Genomic DNA, 20,310 nt, shown 5'->3' with positions numbered 1-20,310 from the left:
CCCATCATGAGGGAGAAAACTGTTACCTATCTATCCGGTTCAAAGTGTTACCCATCTATCGGCTGGACACCGGCAGGCGGATGAGGGGCGGCACCAACCTCGGCAATGAGGACACTTCAGCGCGGCGCCGTCCCGTAAAGCAAGCCCTGCGGATCGATCTCCGGCTTGCGCCCGGCGACGAGGTCGGACAGGAATTTTCCGGAACCGCAGGCCATGGTCCAGCCGAGATGGCCGTGACCGGTGTCAAGATAGAGGTTGCGGTATTTCGCCTGGCCGAAGACGGGCACCGAATTCGGCATCATCGGTCTCAGGCCTGCCCAAAGCAGCGCCTTTGTCTCGTCGAAGGCACCCGGAAACAGATCCTTGCCGGTGTTCAGGATGGAGCTGAAATCGCTCGGCTTGAAACTGCGGTCGAAGCCGGTGAACTCCGCGGTGGACGACATGCGCAAGCGGTTGCCGAGCCGCGAATAGCCGATGAGCCTGTCCTCGTCGGCGCCGCCCATGGTCGGTCCTTTGTTCTCGTCCTCGAGCGGGACGGTCACGGTATAGCCCTTCACCGGATAGACAGGCAGATCGATGCCGTAACGACGGCCGAGCAGGCCGCTTTCCGGCCCCATCGAGATCACGACGGCGTCGCCCGTGACAGGGCCGGCCGACGTCATGACGGCGCGCACGGTGTCGCCCTCGATGTCGAGGCCCTGAACGGTCGTGCCGAACAGGAATTTGACGCCGAGTTTTTCCACCGCATAGGCGGCGAGCTTGTCGGCGAGTTGTTTGGAATCGCCTGTCTGGTCGATCGGGGAGTAGACACCGCCGGCGATTTTTTCCTTGACGCCAGCCAGCCCCGGCTCCAGTTCGACCAGCCGGTCGCGGCCGACGATCTCGATCGGAAGGCCGTGCTCGCCAAGATAGCGGTAATTGTCGGTGCCTGTGTCCAGGCTCTTCTGCGTGCGGAAGAAGTACAGGATACCCCGCTTGCGCTCGTCGTAGTGGATGCCGGTGGTCTCCGAGAGGGCGTTGATGCAATCGCGCGAATAGAGCGCGAGCCGCAGCTTGACGCTGGTGTTGGCGCGCATGCGCGCCACGGTGCATTCGCGCAGAAAGCGCAGGCTCCAGGCGTAGAAATAGGGATCGAGACTCAACCTGACCTTGATGCCGAGATCATGGTTCCAGAGCCCCCGCAGGAAGGTCTTCAGCGCGGAAGGCGAGGCCCAGGCGGTGGCGTCGCCTGGCGAGACCAGACCTGCGTTCGACCGGCTGGTGCCGCGCGCCGCCGCCTCATGGCGCTCGATCACCGTCACCTCGTGCCCGTCCCTTGCCAAGTAATAGGCGGCGGCCGTACCGACGACGCCGGCTCCGAGCACCAAAATCTTCATGCGCCTCCCCAAAGATCATGCCGGGGCGGAAGCTTCCGCGCGCCGCCTCCCGATGAGCCTCAATACCGCGTATGAATGCGCCCCGCGAGCCCTTGGCCCAACAGCTCCCCGCGCATGCCCCGAACCGGAGTTCGGAACGGATCACGCGCAGAATCATCAGGTGTGCGGCGTCCTTTGCGCGTCCAAGAGGAGGGCTGTCGTTCAGCCCCGCGCGGAGTTCTTGCCGGTCAGGATGCGTTCCCAGGCGAGCGCGTCGGCAACGATCTGGTCGAGATCGTCGCGTTCCGGCGTCCAGCCGAGTTCCGCGCGGGCGAGGTCCGAATTGGCGACCACGGCCGCGGCGTCGCCGGGACGCCGGTCGCCCATTCTCACCTCGAAATCCCGGCCGAAGGCGCGGCGCACGCTGTCGATCACCTCGAGCACCGAATAGCCATGGCTGTAGCCGCAATTGGCAACGAGGCTCTGTCCTCCGGCGCGCAGCCGCTGCAGGGCCAGCCGATGCGCGGCGGCCAGATCGCTGACATGGATATAGTCGCGCATGCAGGTGCCGTCAGGCGTCGGATAATCGGTGCCGAAGACCTGCATGAACGGACGCTTGCCGAGCGCGGTTTCGCAAGCGACCTTGATGAGGTGGGTGGCGCCAGGGGTAGACTGGCCGGTGCGGCCCTTCGGGTCGGCGCCGGCAACGTTGAAGTAGCGCAGCGCGGTATAGCGCAGGCCGTGCGCCTGGCCAGCATCGCGCAGCATCCATTCGCTCATCAGCTTGGACAGGCCATAGGGCGATTCCGGCGCCAGGCGGCCATCCTCGCGCACCGGTTCCAGCCCGGCGCCGCCATAGACGGCGGCTGTCGAGGAAAAGATGAAATTCGGCACGCCCTCGCGCACAGCGGTCTCGATCAGCGTGCGTGTCTTGCAGGTGTTGTTCTCGTAATAAGCGAGCGGATCGGCGACGGATTCGGGGACCACGATCGAGCCGGCGAAATGGATGATCGCGTCGACCTTGTTGTCCCGGATGATCGAGCCTACCAATTCCCTATCGGCGACATCACCGACGACCAGCTTTGCTTCTGGCGCAACCGCCCATTCGAAGCCGGTGGAAAGCCGGTCGAGAACGACCACGCTCTCGCCGGCATCCAGCAATTCCCAGACCATGTGGCTGCCGATGTAGCCGGCACCACCTGTCACCAAAACCGTCATCCCAAGTCCTCGCTTACCCAAGATTTATCGGAAACTGTCTCAAACACCGCCTTACTGGAAAGCCTGCCGGATGGCCATTAGAACCCTTGGTAACCGGCGTTCACTTGATGTGGCATCGTGCTGAAACAAACGTGATCCACAGAGCGTATCGTGAATGGAGAATAGGCCACGATCCGCCCTCGTTAGGAACAGGTGCGGGGCGTGGCATTTTGACCAAAATGGCCCGGTGGACGACCAATCGGCCAATGATTATGATCCCGCGCAAAATTGGGAAGTCGACATGAATTACCAGCGGTTCTTCGAAGAAGCGATCGACCAACTCCATGCCGAGCGTCGCTACCGCGTCTTCGCCGACCTCGAGCGTATCGCGGGCAAGTTTCCGCGCGCCATCTGGCGCTCCAACGGCCGCGCCGAGGAAATCACCGTCTGGTGTTCCAATGACTATCTCGGTATGGGCCAGCACGCCGACGTCATCGCCGCGTTCCAGAACGCGGCCGGCAAGATGGGCTCCGGCGCCGGCGGCACCCGTAACATTTCGGGCACCTCCAACCCGCTGGTCGAGCTCGAGCATGAGCTTGCCGACCTGCACGGCAAGGAAGCGGCCCTGGTATTCACCTCCGGCTTCGTCTCCAACGAAGCGTCGATCTCGACCATCGCGCGGCTCTTGCCCAATTGCCTGATCATCTCGGACGAGTTGAACCATGCCTCGATGATCGAGGGCGTGCGGCGCTCGGGCGCCGAGAAGAAGATCTTCCGCCACAATGACGTCGCGCATCTGGAAAGCCTATTGCAGGCGGCGGGGCGCGAACGCGCCAAGCTGATCGTCTTCGAAAGCGTCTATTCGATGGATGGCGACATCGCGCCGATCAGAGAGATCGTCGAGCTCGCCGAGCGCTACAACGCCATGACCTATATCGACGAGGTCCATGCCGTGGGCATGTACGGCCCACGCGGCGGCGGCATCACCGAGCGCGAGGGGCTGGCCGATCGCATCGACGTCATCGAAGGCACGCTCGCCAAGGCGTTCGGCACGCTGGGCGGCTACATCACCGGCACCAGTGCCGTCGTCGACGCGGTGCGCTCCTATGCGCCGGGCTTCATCTTCACCACGGCGCTGCCGCCGGCGATCGCCGCCGCGGCCACCACCTCGATCCGCCATCTCAAGCAATCGCAGACCGAGCGCGAGGCCCAGCAGCAGCAGGCGAGCCGCACCAAGCAGATCCTGTCGGCCGCCGGCCTGCCGGTGATGGACTCTCCGACCCACATCGTGCCGCTGCTGGTAGGCGATCCGGAGCTGTGCAAGATGGCCAGCGACCGCCTGCTCGGCGTCCACGGCCTCTACATCCAGCCAATCAACTATCCGACCGTGCCGCGCGGCACGGAGCGGCTACGCATCACGCCAACGCCGTTCCATTCGGACGCGCTGATCGCCGAACTGCAGGACGCGCTGGTCGAGACCTGGGATGCACTCGGCATTCCCTACGGCTCGGCCGGACGGCCCTCGGTCGCCAAAAGCGACCGCATCATTCCGCTGCTGGTGCCCAAGTCGGGCGGCTGAAAGCCGTCATCCAGAAAGTGCCGTGGTTCTGCAATGCTGCGTCGCTTGCAAGTCATGGAATGGATCCTAGGGTCTCCGCTACGTCGCTTCGCTCCTGCTCCACCCCAGGATGACGAAGACCGGGGTGTTTTTTGGCCAAATCGCGGAAGCAGCAGATTGGCCTCGTAAGCCTTGGCGACTGGCCGCAAGCTACTCGTCCCTTCGTCATCCTAGCGCGTAGCAAGGAGCGAAGCGACGCGGCGCAGACCCTAGGATCCATGCCGGGACATCAACTGGAGAATGTCGCGGTCCAAGCTGCTGGCGCACGCTGACCGGCCATCCCAACCGACTCAGCCTATTTTCATCCATTTCGCCAGCCGGTGCGCCGCTTCCTCGACCTGGTCGAGGCGGCGGTGGAAGCATAGGCGCAGGAACGCTTCCCCGCCGGGACCGAAAGCCGTGCCAGGCGCCAGGCCGACATTGGCCTTGTCGACAATTTCGAAAGCCGCACTGCGCGAATCCGTGATGCCGTCGACCGTGAAGAACAGGTAGAAAGCGCCTTGCGGCACGGTAAACCGGGCTCGGCCGGTAACGCCGAGGATGCCGCAGACCAGATCGCGCGCCTTCCTCGCCCGCTCGACCTGTTCGGCAACGAAATCATCGCCCTCGTCGAGCGCGGCGATCGCGCCGCGCTGCATGAACTGGGCAACGCCCGAGTTCGAATACTGGATCAGGTTCTCGAACACTTGCTGCAGGCTCGGATGCGTCTTGATCCAGCCGACGCGCCAGCCGGTCATCGCCCAATTCTTGGAGAAGGAATTGACGAACAGGATGCGGTCCTCCGCCGTCGCGATGTCGAGGAAGGACGGCGCGCGGCCGTGGCCGTAGTGGAACAGTGAATAGATCTCGTCGGCGATGATCCACACGTTCTTCGCACGGGCAAGATCGAGGATCGCCTGCAAGGTCTCGTGATCGGCGGTCCAGCCGGTCGGGTTCGACGGCGTGTTGATGAAAAGCGCCTTGGTGCGCGGCGTGATCGCCGCTGCCACCTTCTCGACGTCGCAGGACCAGCCATTGCCGGAATGATCGAGCGTGACCGGCACCGGAACGGCGCCCGATATCGCTGCGGCGGCGTCGAAATTCGGCCAGGCCGGCGACAGATAGATCACCTCGTCGCCGGCGCCGGCGAGTGCCGCGAGCGCCAGCTGGATGGCATGCATGCCGGAGCCGGTGACGATGAATTGCTCCTCCGGGAACGTCTTGGCGAAATGCCTGGTGTAGTAGCGGGCAAGCGCTTGCCTGAGATCGGGAATGCCCCTCTGCCAGGTGTAGAATGTCTCGCCGCCGGCCAGTGCCTTCGACGCGGCATCGGTGATGAAGGCCGGCGTCGGCAGGTCGCCCTCACCGGCCCAAAGCGGAATCAGGCCGTCGCGCAGCCGGCCGTAGTTGACGACGGCGACAATACCGCTTTCCGGCGCCGCACGGGCTTCGGCGCGCAAGGTCTCGATCAGGCTCATAACAGGTCCGCTTTCTCTCCGGGTTTGCCGCTCTTTACCAGATGCGAAAACAGAAAACCCCGGCCGCGAGCGACCGGGGTTTTGGTCCAGAACGAACTGACCCGTTTATCGCCTGGCGAGCAGGTCTCGGATTTCGATCAGAAGCTGCACATCGGCGGGTGGAGGCGCTGCCGCGGGCGCGGGCTTCTCGGCCTCAAGCCGCCTGCGCAGATTGTTCACCGCCTTGACCATCAGGAAGATGATGAAGGCGAGGATGATGAAGTTCAGCACCACCGTAATGAAGCTGCCATACGCAAAAACGGCGCCTTGCTTTTTGGCGTCCGCCAGTGAGGTGGCGTTGACGGCCGAGGAAAGCCCGATGAAATAGTTGTTGAAGTCCAGTCCGCCGAAAATCGCTCCGACGATCGGCATGATGATGTCGTTGACGAGAGAATCGACGATCTTGCCAAAGGCCGCGCCGATGATGACGCCGACGGCCAAGTCCATCACGTTACCCTTGGAGATGAATTCCTGGAATTCTTTCAGCATGCGACCCTCCTTGTCATGACCGGCCGCGCTGCCGCCTCACCAATGTCTTTCGGCCCCGGCCCGAGCTCACAATAACAAAAACCCCCGGTTGCAAAACCGGAAAAAGGGTGAAAGCACCGCTTTGTTTTTGCCCAACGTCATCAGACACCGATGCGCCGAAAGCCGCGATGGACTCGGCTTCCAAGCTGTGGTTGCGTGCAGGAGGGCCGGGCGTCAAACCGGCCAGGGAGGAATTGCGAGCCGTGCAGGGCTTGTTCATCGTCATCATCGCGATCGCCTATGTGACGCTGCTGTTTGCCATCGCCAGCTTGGGCGACCGACGCTCGGCCATCTCCGGGCCGGGGCGGGCGCGGCCTTTCATCTACGCGCTCAGCCTCGCCATCTACTGCACATCCTGGACCTTCTTCGGCTCGGTCGGCCTCTCCTCCGAGCGCGGCCTCGAATTCCTCGGCATCTATACCGGGCCGGTGCTGGTGTTCGTGTTCGGCTTCCCGTTGCTCAACCGCATCGTGCGGCTGGCCAAGACCGAGAAGATCACCTCGATCGCCGACTTCCTCGGCGCGCGCTACGGCAAGAGTTTTGCCGTTGCTGCGATCGCCACGCTGATCGCCACCATAGGCGCGGTGCCGTACATCGCCCTGCAGCTGAAGGCGATCTCCGGCACGGTCAGCCTGATGGTCGAGCATTATACGGGCTCGCCGCCCTCCTTCGATCCGTTCGTCAGCGACATCTCGCTGGTCGTCGCCATGCTCCTGGCGCTTTTTGCGGTGCTGTTCGGCACCCGCCATGCCGACGCCACGGAACACCAGGACGGGCTGGTGCTGGCGGTGGCGGTCGAAACCGTGGTCAAGCTCGCCGCCTTCCTGGCGATCGGCTTCATGGTCACCTTCCTGATCTTCGGCGGCCCGGGCGACATGTTCGCAAAGCTCGCTGAGAACGCACATGTCCGCCAGGCCATGGGCTACAACACCTCGCTCGCCACCTGGCTGGTGCTGACGGGGCTGAGCGGCTTCGCCATCATTCTGTTGCCGCGGCAGTTCTACGTGACCATCGTCGAGAACCGCGGCGAGGCCGAACTGCGCACCGCGACCTGGGTGTTTCCGCTCTACTTGGTGGCGATCAACCTGTTCGTGCTGCCGATCGCCTTCGCCGGCCTGTCGCTGGTCGGCGCCGGCACCAGCAGCGATCTCTACGTGCTGTCGCTGCCCCTGTTCATGGGCCATGACGTGCTCGCCATGGCGGCCTTTATCGGCGGGCTGTCGGCGGCAACCGCCATGGTAATCGTCGAAAGCGTGGCGCTGTCGATCATGATCTCCAACGACCTCGTCATTCCGCTGTTCGTGCGCCGCCTGCTCAAGAGCTCGACCTCGGAGAACGAAGACTGGTCGACGCTGATCCTCAACGTGCGGCGCGGAGCGATCTTCATCCTCCTGTTCATCGCCTTCCTCTACTACCGCGAGAGCACCAACAGCGCGCGCCTGTCGTCGATCGGCCTGATGTCGTTCGCGGCCATCGCGCAATTCGCGCCGGCGTTGATCGGCGGGCTGATCTGGCGCGGCGCCAATGGCCGGGGCGCGGCGCTCGGCATGGTCGCCGGCATCCTCGTCTGGGGTTATACGCTGCTTTTGCCTTCGTTCGCCGCGCCCGATGCCGACATCATCATGCATGGGTTGTTCGGCTTCGATGCGCTGCGGCCACAGGCCCTGTTCGGCACCATCGCTGAGCCGCTGAACCATGGAGTCTTGTGGAGCCTGTCGATCAACGCGCTGTTCTTCGTGCTCGGCTCGCTGTCACGGGCGTCGGTGCCGCTGGAGCGCATCCAGGCCTCCATCTTCGTGCCGCGCGACGCCGGCCCGATGCCCAGCCTGCGCCGCTTCCGCACCGCCATAACCGTCAACGACCTCAAGGACACGATCGGGCGCTATCTCGGCGTCGAGCGCACCGAGCGCTCCTTCCAGTCGTTCGAGAAGAACACCGGCACCTCGCTGCACGGCAAGGAGCAAGCGAGCATGGACGTCATCCGCTTTTCGGAGCAGCTTTTGGCCAGCGCCGTCGGCTCCTCCTCGGCGCGGCTGATCCTGTCGCTGCTCTTCCGCCGCCACGATCGCGAATCCCGCGATGCCTTCCGCCTGCTCGACGACGCGACCGAAGCGCTGCAGCACAACCGCGACCTGTTGCAGATCGCGCTCGACCAGATGGAACAAGGCATCACCGTCTTCGACCGGGATTTCCGGCTCATCTGCTGGAATCGCCAGTACCGGGCGCTGTTCGACCTGCCCGACGAGATGGGGCAGGTCGGCGTCTCGCTCGACCAGATCCTGCGCCATTTGGCCGAGCGCGGCGATATTCCCGCCGACCAGCGTGTGACGATGCTCAACCGGCTGACCAGTTTCGTCAGCCCCTGGCAGATGGAGCTGAAGACCAGCGGCCGCATCTTGGAACTGCGGTCCAACCCGATGCCGGATGGCGGCATCGTCGCCACCTATGCCGACATTTCCGGACGCGTCGAGCAAGACCTGGCGCTGAAGCGCGCCAATGAATCGCTGGAACAGCGGGTGAAGACCCGCACCATCGAACTGACCCGCGTCAACGAGGAACTGGCGCAGGCGCAGATGCTGGCCGAGGAGGCCAATCTCGGCAAGACGCGCTTCCTCGCCGCCGCCGGTCACGACATTCTGCAGCCGCTGAACGCCGCCCGGCTCTATTGTTCATCACTGATCGAGAAGGCCGGCAAGGGGCCGGCCGGCAAGGCTGCGGTCAACATCGAATCCTCGCTGGAATCGGTCGAGACCATCTTGGGCGCGGTGCTCGACATCTCGCGTCTCGATGCCGGCGCGATGAAGCCTGATGACACTGCCTTCAGCCTCGACGGATTGCTGCGCCAGATCGGCAATGATTTTCGGCCAATGGCGGCCGAGAAAAAGCTCGGGCTGACGATCATGCCGTCGTCTCTGACGGTGATGACCGATCGCAACCTGTTGCGCCGCCTGATCCAGAATCTCGTCTCCAATGCGATAAAGTACACGCGCCACGGCCGCATCCTGGTCGGCGTGCGGCGGCGCGGCGAACTGGCCGAGATCCAGGTGATCGACACCGGCATTGGCATCGCCGGCGACAAGCTGAACACTGTCTTCCATGAGTTCACGCGGTTGGACGAAGGGGCGCGCGAAGCCGAAGGCCTTGGCCTCGGCCTCTCCATTGTCGACCGCATCGCCCGGGTGCTCAGGCTCGAAATCCGCATTTTCTCGAACCCGGGCAAAGGCACGCGTTTTTCCGTCATCCTGCCGGTGGCGGCTTTGGCGGCGCCCAGGCGGGAGACCGAGAAAGTACCAGCGCGCACGGCGTCCTCGCTTGCCGGGCTCGCAGTGCTTTGCATCGACAACGACGCGCGTATCCTCGACGGCATGCGGTTGCTGCTCGAAGGCTGGGGGTGCAGCGTCGATACCGCCTCCGGGTCTGGGGATCTCCTGCGGCCTGGCGCGCGCAGGCCCGACATCGTGCTTGCCGACTATCATCTGGACGGTGCGACCGGGCTCGACGCGATCAGGACCCTGCGCGCGGCTTACGGCCAGGATCTGGCGTGCGTGCTGGTCACCGCCGACCGTTCCAACGAGGTGCGCGCCGCGGCAAGCGAGCTCGACGTGCCGGTGATCAACAAGCCGCTGAAGCCGGCGGTGCTGCGCTCGATGATGGCCAGGGTCAGGCCGCTGGCACCGGCTGCCGAATAAGGCATCGTGTCTCTTGATGCGACGACAAGAGCGGATCAGCCGCTCGTCTGCAGCGGGTCGCTGCCGATCTTGGACAGGAGGATCACCGCTTGGGTGCGGCTGTCGACACCGAGCTTCTGCAGGATGGCCGAGACATGCGCCTTGATGGTGGCCTCGGAGACGCCGAGTTCGTAGGCGATCTGCTTGTTGAGCAGGCCTTCCGCGAGCATCCCAAGCACGCGTGTCTGCTGCGGCGTCAGCGCCTGCAGCCGCTTGATCAGGTCCGATATTTCGGGATCGCGCTCGACGCCGAGATCGACGCCAACCGGCGCGGCGATGTCGCCGGCAAGCACCGTCTGCACAGCGCCGCGGATCTCCTCCATGCTGGCCGACTTCGAGATGAAACCGGACGCGCCAAGATCGAGCGCGCGCCTGATGGTCGCCGGATCGTCATGCGCCGACACCACCACCAACGGTACCCCTGGATGCACGCCGCGCAGCGAAATCAGGCCGGAGAGGCCGCTGGCGCCGGGCATCGAAAGGTCGAGCAGCACCAGATCGACATCTTCATTGGCCACGACCAGCGCCTTGGCGCTTTCGAAATCGCCAGCCTCGTGGATGGCGGCGACATTGCCGATGCCGGCAAGCGCCTCGCGCAGCGCACCGCGAAACAGCGGGTGATCGTCGGCGATGACGAACGTGTAGCCTGACGGCAAATATTCCTCCCCGAATCCCATCGATCATTTCAAGGCTTTTCGGGATCAGTCGGACGATTATGAGGGGCCGCGCGCCGTTTTCAAGCGGCAAAACCAGCGCGCCGCACTTTCTCTTGCCTTTGGCGCTCAGGTCTTCTGCGAGTTGGGCTGGACGCCGTCGCCGCTGTCCTTGTCCATATCCTTGACGATACCCATGAAGCCCTTCAGGAAGCGCTCCATGTAGCTCATCGTCTTGTTGAAATCTTCCTCGCTGGGCAATTTCGATTCGAGACGGGCGGAGAGCGAATTCTCCAGCTTGGTGACGCGCTCGTCCATTGCCTTCATCGATGTTTGCAGGCGGTCGACCTCGTCCTGGAAAGCGGCGCGTTCGTCGGCCGCCATCTTGCAGACCAGCTGGCCGGAGCGCTCCTCGCAGAGCGACATCGCACCGGTCTGCGTATCCATGCGGACATAGCCGTTGCCAGACTTCTCCAGCCGGTAGCGGTCGGTTTCTTCCGAATAAGCTGAGGCCGCGACCAGTGAAGCGAGCGCGGCGGGGATCAAGATGTGCTGCAGACGCATGTTGTCCTCCATGGCCAAAGCCTGAAATATCGCATGTTTGCGCCGGAAATGGGGAAGACCCCTTGGCGTGGCCTTCCCCGCATGACTGGTTCGGACTATAGCGCAGCCATGTCACAGATTATCTACAAGATAACTCCGGAAGCGCCTTGGCGCGAGGCCGAAGCCAATGGCCGCTTCACCGGAGCGCCGATCGACATCGCGGACGGCTTCATCCACTTTTCGACGGCAGCGCAAGCCAGGGAAACGGCGGCCAAGCATTTCTCGGGCCAGACCGACCTTCTGCTGGTCGCCGTCGACGGCGCCAGCCTGGGCGACGCCTTGAAATACGAGGTGTCGCGTGGCGGCGCCCTGTTTCCGCATCTCTATGGCGTGCTGGAGCTGAGCGCCGTGCTGTGGGTCAAGCCGCTGCGGCTTGGTGCCGACGGCACCCACCAGTTCCCGGTGCTGGAGGGGCAATGAGTGTGCTCGACCGGCTTGGCCAGAAGCTGCTGTTCACATTCGATCCGGAAACCGCGCATGGCTTGTCGATCGCGGCGCTGCGTTGCGGCCTGCCGGTCGCCGGGCGGCCGATACAAGACGAGCGGCTGAAGGTCGGGCTTTGCGGTCTCGATTTCCCGAACCCGCTCGGTATGGCCGCCGGCTACGACAAGAACGCCGAGGCGCCCGACGCGCTGCTTGGGCTCGGCTTCGGCTTCGCCGAGGTCGGCACGGTCACGCCTTTGCCGCAGGCCGGCAACCCGAAGCCGCGCATCTTCCGGCTGACGGCGGATGAAGCCGTGATCAATCGGCTGGGCTTCAACAATGAAGGCCATGCGGCGGCCGAGAAGCGCCTTGCCGCGCGCAAGGGGCGCCCTGGCATCGTCGGCGTCAACATCGGCGCCAACAAGGACAGTAGCGACCGTATCGGCGACTATGAGCGCGGCGTTTCCCGCTTCGCTGCCTATGCCAGCTATCTCACGGTCAACATCTCGTCGCCGAACACGCCGGGCCTGCGCAACATGCAGGCGCGCGAGCAACTGGGCGAGTTGCTGTACCGGGTCATGGCCGCGCGTGCCGCGGCATCCGCGCAGCCACCCGTTTTCCTGAAAATCGCGCCGGATCTGATCGAGGCCGAACTGGAGGATATCGCCGCCGAAGCCGCCGGGAATCGGGTCGACGGCATCATCGTCTCCAACACCACCATTTCGCGGCCGCCGCTGCGCAGCCGCGACACTGCACGCGAGACCGGTGGGCTTTCGGGCAGGCCATTGTTCGATCGATCGACCATCGCGCTGGCAAAAATGCGCAAATTGCTCGGGCCGGACATGGCCATTATCGGCGTTGGCGGCATCGATTCCGCCGATACGGCACTGGAAAAAATCCGCGCAGGGGCCGATCTCGTCCAGCTCTACACCGGCATGATCTATGCCGGACCGGCGCTGCCGGGCCGGATCGTCGCCGGGATGGCGCGATTTGCCGAGACCGAGCGGCTGAAGTCCATTCGCGACTTGCGCGATAGCCATCTCGATCAATGGGCATCGAAGCCGCTCAGCTGAAGGCCGTCCGCACCCGTAGCCGCAGAATTGTCAGCAGGCTGAAGCCGCGCGCCAGCAGAAACACGTGCAATGCCGCCCAAAGGCCGTGATTGCCGAAGGCAGGCGCCAGCGTGAGCAGCGCGACGGCAAAAACGAGGAACGACAGCAGCATCATATTGCGCATGTCGCGTGACCAGGTCGCGCCAATGAAAACGCCGTCCATCTGGAACGCCAGCACACCGCTCAGAGCGGTGAACGCCGCCCAGGGCAGATAGATGTCGGCCACGGCGCGGACCTCCTGCGACGTCGTGACGATGGCGACCAGCTTGGTGCCGGCCAGGAGCAGCACCAGCGTCGCGGCACCGGCCAACCCAAGGCCCCAGAGCAAGGTCAGCCGCACCGCCTGCCGGAAGGGCCGTTCGGCACGCGCGCCGACGGCTCGGCCGGCGAGCTGTTCGGCGGCGGTGGCGAAGCCGTCGAGGAAATAGCCAGCGACGAGGAAGAAATTCATCAGGACCGCATTGGCGGCGAGCGTCACCGTGCCGAACTGCGCGCCCTGGCGGGTGAACAGCGCAAAAGCCGCAAGCAGAGAGAAGGAGCGGATCATGATGTCGCGGTTGAGCGACAGCATGCGCAGGAAGGCGGCCATGTCGAGCAGCCGATGGCGTGGTAGGGGCGGCGTCGCGCGGAAGCGTCTGACAACGATGGCAAGACCCAGCAGCATGGCCAGGAATTCGCCGGTGACGGTCGCCCAGGCGACACCGGCGACGCCCCAGCCAAGCTCCAGGCCGAGCAGGAAGCAGAGTATGATGTTGATGCCATTCAGCACCAGTTGCAGCACCAGCCCCAGCCCTCCCTCGCCGCGCCCCAGGACATAGCCGAGGATGGCGTAGTTGATCAGCGAGAAGGGGGCGGCGAGGAGCCTGATCCTGATGTAGATGCCCATCGCCTCGCTGACGCGCGGCCCGGCATCCATGAACCGCTGACCGCCGACGGCGAGCACTGGCGAAAGTGCCGCCAGCACGATACCGGCGACGATCGCGATGAGAACGGCGCGCCAGAACACCGCCTGCTCCTCGAGCGCATCGCCACGCCCGAACGCCTGGGCGACGAGGCCGGTGGTGCCCGAGCGCAGGAAGTTGAAGGAGGTGAAGACGACGTCGAAGACCAGCGCGCCCGCCGCAAGGCCGCCGAGCAAGGCGGCGTCGCCGAACTGGCCGACCACGGCCGTGTCGACCAGGCCGAGCATTGGCGTCGTCAGGTAGGCAAGCGTCATCGGCACCGCGATGGCGAGCACGGAACGGTTGGTGACGACAAAATATCTGGCGTCGGCCGAGGTTGCACCCTTGTCCAAGGGATCACTGCCTTGCTGATTGCTGCTTGATCGGAGAGCCGATGTGCCCCATTTTCCGGCCACCGCGCAATCATTCTTCACGCGACGGCCAACCGAAATCCCGCTCTGGCGCGAAGCCGCCGGTTCCCGTTCATGCCCCTGCAGATCGTCCACCACCCCGACTATGACGCCGGCTTTGCCGTCAATCATCGCTTTCCGATGAGCAAGTACCCCTTGCTGATGGAGGCCTTGCGGACCCGCGGCCTGGTCGGACCCAATGCGCTCAACACTGCGGAACCCGCGCCAGCGTCATGGCTGAAGCTTGCTCACGCGACGGATTATGTCGACCAGGTCATCACCTGCTCTGTCCCGGAGAAGATCGAGCGCGAGATCGGCTTTCCGGTCGGCCCGCGCGTTTCGCTGCGCGCACAGCTTGCCACGGGCGGCACAGCACTTGCGGCGCGGCTTGCCTTGCGCCACGGCATTGCCTGCAACACCGCCGGCGGCAGCCATCACGCACGGCGCGCGCAGGGCGCCGGCTTCTGCACCTTCAACGACGTCGCGGTCGCTTCGCTGATGCTGCTCGCAGAGGGTGCGGCACACAACATATTGGTCGTCGATCTCGACGTGCATCAAGGCGACGGCACGGCGGATATTCTGAGCGACGAGCCGCGCGTGTTCACCTTTTCCATGCATGGTGAGCGCAACTACCCCGCGCGCAAGATCGCTTCCGACCTCGACATCGCACTGCCCGACGGCACGGGCGATGCCGCCTATCTTGAAAGGCTGGCCACGATCCTGCCGGAGCTGTCGGCCAGAGCGCACTGGGACATCGTTTTCTACAACGCCGGCGTCGACGTCCATGCCGAGGACCGGCTTGGCCGGCTGGCACTTTCCAATGACGGACTTCGCGCCCGCGACGAGACCGTCATCAGTCATTTCCGCGCGCGCCGCATTCCGGTCTGCGGGGTGATCGGTGGCGGCTATTCCACGGATGTGCCGGCACTTGCCGCCCGCCACGCCCTCCTGTTCGAGGTCGCGTCGGGCTACGCCTGATCAGGAAAGCTATTTCCGGTAGTTGGCGATCCTGAGCAGGACGAAGGCCGGCACGACGATCGCGGCGCCGAGCATGATGTAGCCAAGGAAACGGTCCATGGCGTGGAAACCCAGATTCCACAGATCGATGAAGAACTTCTGGATGCCATAGAAGACATCCAACGGCGACCAGCCGAAGGCATTCATGACCAGTCCGACGAGAAACGACACCACCAGCAGCTTCAGGATCACCCTGAGCCGCGAGTCGCCGAGAATGCGTGTCAGTGCCGACAAGGCCGTCTCCCGATTGAGATGCCCGGACTCACGGGCACGGCCCAGAGATACGTGCTTGGCGGCCATCCATCAAGCTAGAGCGGTCCGTACGCGGGAAACGTGCCGCGGGAAGCCGTCACCGCTCGAGCATCCGAGCGGCGAACGAGCCGGAACGGTGCGGCCCTTCATCCGGATGATCGAGACTCAGGATTCAGAGGCTCCGCATTTCTTAAACATAGGTAAACAAGATTATTTTAATTTATTGAAAATAAAGCGCAAAATCATCATTTTCGAATGTCGCGCAATGTGCGTGCAATTTTCACCTGCGAGATATCAGGCGTCTTTCAGGTGATGGACCGCGCGGCGCCCTGCCCCCCTACAACAGCCGGCGAAAGCCGGTCCCCAGAACCGCACGACCATCCCTGAAAGACACCAATCGGAGCATGGCCGCCCAACGGGCAGGCTCCCGGGAATTAACCTGCGTATCGATTTGTCGGATGCGCGTCTGTGTTGGAGTAATGCAGTGTCCTCTCGAGCAAAGATCGTCCTGACGGCGGGAACCCTCGCCTTGTGCCTTCTCGGACCGGCGATAGCCGCCGACCTCTCGCCTACCTACAACGATCCCCCCGCCTTCCAGTGGAGCGGCGCCTATGTCGGTGTCCATGGCGGTACGGCGTTCACCAAGATGCCCAATCCGTTCGCCGACCGAAACGGCTTCAGCGGCGGCGTTCAGGCCGGCTACAACCAGCAGATGGGCCCCGCCGTTCTCGGCGCCGAGATCGAAGGCTCTTATCTCGGCGGTGCCGAACACAACGTCCAGGGCGGCAAGATCAAGGAGAAATGGCGTGGTGCGGCCAAGGCCAAGGCCGGCCTGAGCTTCGACCAGACGCTGCTGTTCGGAACCGGAGGCGTTGCGCTGACCAAATTCGACAAGGCTGACAATCTGAGCAGCAGCGACGGATGGAAGGTCGGCTATCTCGTCGGCGCCGGTATCGAGCAGGGCTTCGCCGGCGGCCTGTCGGCCAAGGTCGAGTACGACTATGTCCGCACTCCCGGCGTCGAGACGACATCGGCCCTTGGTGCGGCCAAGACCACGATCGGCAGTCATGAGTTGAAGGCCGGCATCAATTATCGGTTCTAGGAGGGTGCACATCGGATCGCGCGAAGCCCGCCGGGCGTCGCGCGATCGCGTGTTTCGATATGCGCCCGAGCCTTTGGACGACGGCTTTTCCGCAATAGACCCCGATCCGGCACTTCGCTGCAATGTCGATGTAATCTTCGCGATCTAGGTCCCGCGCGTGAAATTCACGATGGGAATCTGTTATGTCCATGCATGGAGCCGGCTACTTCCTACGAGCCCTGAAGATAGTGTCCATCGCAATCGCGCTCGCGGGCTGCGCCTCCGACATCATGAAGAACTATGTCGGGCAACCGGTCGAATCGGTCATTCTGGACTATGGTCCGCCAATAGCGGTCGTCGACCTCGGCCAGGGCGAGCGCGCCTATCAATGGCGCAAGGTGTCGACGAACGCGGTTTCCGGGACATCGAGCGGCGAGGTTCGCCACACAAAACACGGAACCGTCTATGAAGAGACCGAAACGCCCGGCTATATCGAGCGCCAGGAATGCTTCTACACATTCTACGCACGCGCTTCGGGCGGCCGCTGGTTCGTCACCAATTTCCGCCAGCCAAAGCTGGAATGCGAATGAATTGCCGCGGCGGATCCCGACCGGCCGTGGGTGAAGGAGAATACGTATGCGCGTCCTGCTGATCGAGGACGAACCGGAAATGGCCTCCGTGCTGAAGACCGCTCTCGAGCGTCTGGATATCATCGTCGACCATGCCGCGACATTGGCCGACGGCGAGGCGGTGGCTCGTCTTGGCTATCACGATGCGGTGGTGCTGGACCGCCGGCTGCCGGATGGCGACGGTCTCGGCCTGATCCCGCGTCTGCGTGCCTTGCACCTGGACGTGCCGGTGATCGCGCTGACGGCGATGAGCGGGCTGGACGACCGCGTCGCCGGGCTCGATGCCGGTGCCGACGATTACATGGTCAAGCCCTTCGCCACGGTGGAACTCGTTGCGCGGCTCCATGCGCTGCACCGGCGCTCGTTCACTTCGCGCGCCAACCAGACGATGGTCGGCCGCCTCATCTATGATTTCCGCCATCGCGAGGCGCTGGTCGAGGATCAGGCCCTGGATCTGCCGCGGCGCGAAAGGCTGGTGCTTGAAACCCTCATTCGCCGGCCGGGCCGAACCATCATGCGCGGCGCGCTCGAAGAGGCCGTCTACGCCCTGGACGACGAGATCGGCTCCAATGCGCTGGACGCGCATATTTCCCAGCTGCGCCGCAAGCTCGACGATGTCGCCGCCGGCATCGAGATCCGGGCGATCCGCAATCTCGGCTATCTCTTGCGGGCGGCCTCGTGAAGAAGGCGCGCGCGCGTTCGCTGCAATGGATCCTGGTCCGCCGGCTGATCCTGCTGCAGGCAGCGACGCTGCTTATCTTCATCGTGCTTTGCGCGGCAGCACTGTGGATCGCCAATCCGCGCCTGCTGATCGACAACGAGGCTGCCGTCGCGGCCGTCAAGGATGCCGTCGACCGGGACAAGAACGGTAGGCTGATCGTGCGTGAAACGGAAGAACTCACAGCGTTTCGCGAGAGTTTTCCAAATGTCTGGTACATCGTTCGCGGCGGCAGCGGCGAAAGCGTCCGCTCCGGCACCATACCGGACGTCTACACCCAGAACTTGGGCGATCTGCTTGGCGAGGCCGACCACGCCACGATCGGATTCTCCGACAAGGACATGCAGCCGGAAGCCTATTTGGAAAACGCTTCGACCAAGGCCGGCACGGTGCAGATCGTCGCCGCGACGCAGTCGTCGCGCCAGCAGACAGACGGCCTCGAAATCAACATCTCGGCCACCGTCGAAGTCGCGCGCAATCCGGATGGCAGCAGGAATTGGGAGCGCGCCCTGCCGGCGCTCGCGGTCGTCATCGCAATCCTGCTGTTGCCCGTCATCCTCGTCATGGGCGCGACGACACTGGTGACGACGCCGACCGTCGTGCGCCGCTCCTTTGCCGGCCTTGTCGACACCGTGCGCCAGGCCGCGCGCATCGATATCGGCACCCGGGCCATGCAACTTCCGGTCAAGCAGGTGCCGCAGGAGATCGCGCCGCTGGTGAACGCCTTCAACGAGGCTTTGGCCCGGCTCGCGCAGGGCTATGACCGGCACAACCGTTTCCTGACCGACGCCGCGCACGAATTGCGCACGCCGATCGCCATCCTGCGCACACGCGCCGAATTGCTGAAGCAGGAACCACAAAGCGTGCGCCTGCTGCATGACATCGAGCGCTTGTCGCACCTTGCTCAGCAACTGCTCGATCATCAATCGCTGGACCGCCCGTCCGACCAGCGCCAGATCGTCGATCTCGACGATCTCGTCAGCCGGGTCGCCGCCGATTTCGCCCCGCTCGCCATCGAGGCCGGCTATGACCTCGCCTTCGAGCCGTCGCCGAACAAGGCGCACGTCGAGGTCAACGTGCTGCAGATCGAGCGGGCGCTCGCCAACCTGGTGCGCAACGCCATCGAGCATGGCGGCGGCCGAGGCACGATCACGATAGCCATCGACGGGACCGGAGGCATCGAAGTGCGCGACGAGGGCCCGGGCATTCCCGACGAAGAACGCGAGAATGTCTTCGAGCCTTTTTATCGCTTGCAGCCGCAGTCGCGTGGGGCGGGGCTGGGACTGAACCTCGCCCGGCAGATCGCGCTGCTGCATGATGGAACGATCCGGATCCTGACGGGCTCATGGCGCGGCGCCCGCATCCGCATGGAGTTACCCGTCCGTTCGTAATGGCAGCCACGGACGGCGCAAGACGCGCAGTGTCGGTGGCCCATGTCGGGCTTATCTGTTTTCTAACCAATTGCCGTTATTGCCATTGCCATAGCGGGAGCCAGGCTTTGGTGGGAACGGGAAAAATCGGCGCGCGCCGCCCAGTCATGCTGTCGGTCGTCGTGCCATGTTACAACGAGCGCGACGGCGTGGCCGAGCTTCACCGGCGCGTCAGCGCCGTGTGTCTTGAGCATAGCCCTTCCTACGAGATCGTCCTTGTCATCGACGGGGCGACCGACGGCACCCGCGAGGCCATTTTCGAACTGGCCGAAAAGGACGACCATGTGGTTGCCATCGACCTGGCCCGCAACTACGGCCACCAGATCGCGCTCAGCGCGGGGCTTGAGTTCTGCCGCGGCCAGCGCATCCTCATTCTCGACGCCGACCTCCAGGATCCGCCTGAACTGCTCGGCGCGATGATGGCGAAGATGGATGAAGGCTTCGACGTCGTCTACGGCCAAAGGGTGAAGCGCGACGGCGAAAGCTGGTTCAAACTGGCTTCCGCCTCCATGTTCTATCGCCTGCTTGGTCGGATGGTCGATGTCGACATCGCACCGGACTCCGGCGACTTCCGGCTGATGAGCCGGCGTGCGCTCGACCATCTGAACGCGATGCCCGAACGTTACAGGTTCATTCGCGGCATGGTGAGTTGGATCGGGCTGAGGCAGGTCGCCTTCCCCTACGAACGGCACCGGCGCTTTGCCGGCACCACCCACTATCCGCTCAAGAAGATGGTTCTTCTGGCGGTCGACGCGATGACCAGCTTTTCGATCCTGCCTTTGCGGTTTGCCTCGCTGCTGGGGATGATGTTCGGCCTGCTCGGCCTCGTCGTGCTTGGCTATACGCTGCTGGAATGGTCCGTCGGCAATGTGCTGCCCGGCTGGACGAGCCTTGCCGCGATCATGCTGATCCTGGGCAGCGTCCAGCTCCTGGTGCTCGGCATCTTCGGCGAGTATCTCGGCCGCATGTACATGGAGACGAAGCGGCGGCCGCTCTACTTCGTCAACGAAATCGTTTCGCGCGACCAGCCGGCCAAGAACAGCGAACTGCCCGTCCACCGCCTGCAGGAGATGGCGAAACGAGCCGCGCGTGGCTGAGGCGAAGGTTCACCGGATGCAA

The 20,310-nt window shown here is 63.9% G+C and carries 18 protein-coding genes; 10 read left to right on the top strand and 8 right to left on the bottom strand.

Features of this window, described 5'->3' with window-relative positions; genetic code table 11:
• Positions 1-116: 116 nt before the first annotated feature.
• Together FJ938_RS04725 and galE are read right to left on the bottom strand one after the other, a co-directional pair.
• Positions 117-1,376, bottom strand: a complete 1,260-nt coding sequence (locus FJ938_RS04725; RefSeq protein WP_140691567.1) for a D-amino acid dehydrogenase — start codon at positions 1,374-1,376, stop codon at positions 117-119.
• Positions 1,377-1,577: 201 nt separating this feature from the next.
• Complete coding sequence (galE, locus tag FJ938_RS04720; protein WP_140691564.1) at positions 1,578-2,573, bottom strand: UDP-glucose 4-epimerase GalE; 996 nt, start codon at positions 2,571-2,573, stop codon at positions 1,578-1,580.
• A 280-nt stretch (positions 2,574-2,853) separates the two neighbouring features.
• Between galE and hemA the strand changes: the two genes are divergently transcribed.
• Positions 2,854-4,131: a 5-aminolevulinate synthase gene (gene hemA / locus FJ938_RS04715; RefSeq protein WP_140691561.1), complete on the top strand. Its 1,278-nt coding sequence runs from the start codon at positions 2,854-2,856 to the stop codon at positions 4,129-4,131.
• Positions 4,132-4,460: 329 nt separating this feature from the next.
• Here hemA and FJ938_RS04705 read toward each other — a convergent pair whose 3' ends face one another.
• Both FJ938_RS04705 and mscL read right to left on the bottom strand, forming a co-directional pair.
• Entirely contained in the window at positions 4,461-5,627 is a 1,167-nt protein-coding gene (locus FJ938_RS04705; protein WP_140613287.1) for a pyridoxal phosphate-dependent aminotransferase, read from the bottom strand.
• Positions 5,628-5,732: 105 nt separating this feature from the next.
• Complete coding sequence (gene mscL / locus FJ938_RS04700) at positions 5,733-6,155, bottom strand: large conductance mechanosensitive channel protein MscL (RefSeq protein WP_140613288.1); 423 nt, start codon at positions 6,153-6,155, stop codon at positions 5,733-5,735.
• Positions 6,156-6,397: 242 nt separating this feature from the next.
• Between mscL and FJ938_RS04695 the strand changes: the two genes are divergently transcribed.
• Positions 6,398-9,883 (top strand): PAS domain-containing hybrid sensor histidine kinase/response regulator, encoded by a 3,486-nt coding sequence (locus tag FJ938_RS04695; protein ID WP_181169004.1) that lies wholly within the window; start codon positions 6,398-6,400, stop codon positions 9,881-9,883.
• A 35-nt stretch (positions 9,884-9,918) separates the two neighbouring features.
• On the opposite strand, the gene FJ938_RS04690 is transcribed toward FJ938_RS04695, so the two are convergent.
• Entirely contained in the window at positions 9,919-10,578 is a 660-nt protein-coding gene (locus tag FJ938_RS04690) for a response regulator transcription factor (protein ID WP_140691609.1), read from the bottom strand.
• A 126-nt stretch (positions 10,579-10,704) separates the two neighbouring features.
• Positions 10,705-11,139, bottom strand: a complete 435-nt coding sequence (locus FJ938_RS04685) for a hypothetical protein (RefSeq protein ID WP_140691552.1) — start codon at positions 11,137-11,139, stop codon at positions 10,705-10,707.
• A 108-nt stretch (positions 11,140-11,247) separates the two neighbouring features.
• On the opposite strand from FJ938_RS04685, the gene FJ938_RS04680 reads away from it, so the two are divergent.
• Both FJ938_RS04680 and FJ938_RS04675 read left to right on the top strand, forming a co-directional pair.
• Positions 11,248-11,598, top strand: coding sequence for a DUF952 domain-containing protein (locus tag FJ938_RS04680; RefSeq protein ID WP_140691550.1), 351 nt, complete (start codon positions 11,248-11,250; stop codon positions 11,596-11,598).
• The gene (locus tag FJ938_RS04675; RefSeq protein WP_140691547.1) at positions 11,595-12,674 is read left to right on the top strand and encodes a quinone-dependent dihydroorotate dehydrogenase; all 1,080 of its coding nucleotides are present in this window, start codon (positions 11,595-11,597) and stop codon (positions 12,672-12,674) included. Before FJ938_RS04680 ends, FJ938_RS04675 begins: the two co-directional genes overlap by 4 nt.
• On the opposite strand, the gene FJ938_RS04670 is transcribed toward FJ938_RS04675, so the two are convergent.
• Positions 12,667-14,007 (bottom strand): MATE family efflux transporter, encoded by a 1,341-nt coding sequence (locus FJ938_RS04670; RefSeq protein ID WP_140691544.1) that lies wholly within the window; start codon positions 14,005-14,007, stop codon positions 12,667-12,669. The two genes, FJ938_RS04675 and FJ938_RS04670, sit on opposite strands and share 8 nt — an antisense overlap.
• Before the next feature lie 132 nt (positions 14,008-14,139).
• Here FJ938_RS04670 and FJ938_RS04665 point away from each other — a divergent pair, with 132 nt between their 5' ends.
• Positions 14,140-15,042: a histone deacetylase gene (locus tag FJ938_RS04665; RefSeq protein WP_140691541.1), complete on the top strand. Its 903-nt coding sequence runs from the start codon at positions 14,140-14,142 to the stop codon at positions 15,040-15,042.
• A 9-nt stretch (positions 15,043-15,051) separates the two neighbouring features.
• On the opposite strand, the gene FJ938_RS04660 is transcribed toward FJ938_RS04665, so the two are convergent.
• Positions 15,052-15,315, bottom strand: coding sequence for a DUF6460 domain-containing protein (locus FJ938_RS04660; RefSeq protein WP_140691539.1), 264 nt, complete (start codon positions 15,313-15,315; stop codon positions 15,052-15,054).
• Between the two features lie 502 nt (positions 15,316-15,817).
• On the opposite strand from FJ938_RS04660, the gene FJ938_RS04655 reads away from it, so the two are divergent.
• The 5 genes from FJ938_RS04655 to FJ938_RS04635 all read left to right on the top strand — a co-directional run bounded on the left by FJ938_RS04655 (position 15,818) and on the right by FJ938_RS04635 (position 20,288).
• A complete protein-coding gene (locus FJ938_RS04655; RefSeq protein ID WP_140691536.1) occupies positions 15,818-16,435 on the top strand; it encodes an outer membrane protein in 618 nt (205 codons plus the stop codon).
• 182 nt (positions 16,436-16,617) lie between these two features.
• Positions 16,618-17,004, top strand: a complete 387-nt coding sequence (locus tag FJ938_RS04650; protein WP_140691533.1) for a hypothetical protein — start codon at positions 16,618-16,620, stop codon at positions 17,002-17,004.
• Between the two features lie 46 nt (positions 17,005-17,050).
• Complete coding sequence (locus FJ938_RS04645) at positions 17,051-17,725, top strand: response regulator transcription factor (RefSeq protein WP_140691530.1); 675 nt, start codon at positions 17,051-17,053, stop codon at positions 17,723-17,725.
• Positions 17,722-19,152 (top strand): HAMP domain-containing sensor histidine kinase, encoded by a 1,431-nt coding sequence (locus FJ938_RS04640; protein WP_140613299.1) that lies wholly within the window; start codon positions 17,722-17,724, stop codon positions 19,150-19,152. The genes FJ938_RS04645 and FJ938_RS04640 overlap by 4 nt, the downstream gene beginning before the upstream one ends.
• Before the next feature lie 110 nt (positions 19,153-19,262).
• Positions 19,263-20,288, top strand: coding sequence for a glycosyltransferase family 2 protein (locus tag FJ938_RS04635; protein ID WP_210241978.1), 1,026 nt, complete (start codon positions 19,263-19,265; stop codon positions 20,286-20,288).
• Positions 20,289-20,310: the final 22 nt, after the last annotated feature.

This window comes from Mesorhizobium sp. B2-4-14 (assembly GCF_006442155.1).
Classification (GTDB): Bacteria; Pseudomonadota; Alphaproteobacteria; order Rhizobiales; family Rhizobiaceae; genus Mesorhizobium.
Note: the sequence above shows the minus strand (reverse complement) of the source record. Positions and strands in the feature narration are given on the sequence as shown.

Coding starts and splice junctions, on each gene's coding strand:
- FJ938_RS04725 (WP_140691567.1), bottom strand. CDS start 1,376: ATGAAGATTTTGGTGCTCGGAGCCGGCGTCGTCGGTACGGCCGCCGCC.
- galE (WP_140691564.1), bottom strand. CDS start 2,573: ATGACGGTTTTGGTGACAGGTGGTGCCGGCTACATCGGCAGCCACATG.
- hemA (WP_140691561.1), top strand. CDS start 2,854: ATGAATTACCAGCGGTTCTTCGAAGAAGCGATCGACCAACTCCATGCC.
- FJ938_RS04705 (WP_140613287.1), bottom strand. CDS start 5,627: ATGAGCCTGATCGAGACCTTGCGCGCCGAAGCCCGTGCGGCGCCGGAA.
- mscL (WP_140613288.1), bottom strand. CDS start 6,155: ATGCTGAAAGAATTCCAGGAATTCATCTCCAAGGGTAACGTGATGGAC.
- FJ938_RS04685 (WP_140691552.1), bottom strand. CDS start 11,139: ATGCGTCTGCAGCACATCTTGATCCCCGCCGCGCTCGCTTCACTGGTC.
- FJ938_RS04680 (WP_140691550.1), top strand. CDS start 11,248: ATGTCACAGATTATCTACAAGATAACTCCGGAAGCGCCTTGGCGCGAG.
- FJ938_RS04675 (WP_140691547.1), top strand. CDS start 11,595: ATGAGTGTGCTCGACCGGCTTGGCCAGAAGCTGCTGTTCACATTCGAT.
- FJ938_RS04665 (WP_140691541.1), top strand. CDS start 14,140: ATGCCCCTGCAGATCGTCCACCACCCCGACTATGACGCCGGCTTTGCC.
- FJ938_RS04650 (WP_140691533.1), top strand. CDS start 16,618: ATGTCCATGCATGGAGCCGGCTACTTCCTACGAGCCCTGAAGATAGTG.
- FJ938_RS04645 (WP_140691530.1), top strand. CDS start 17,051: ATGCGCGTCCTGCTGATCGAGGACGAACCGGAAATGGCCTCCGTGCTG.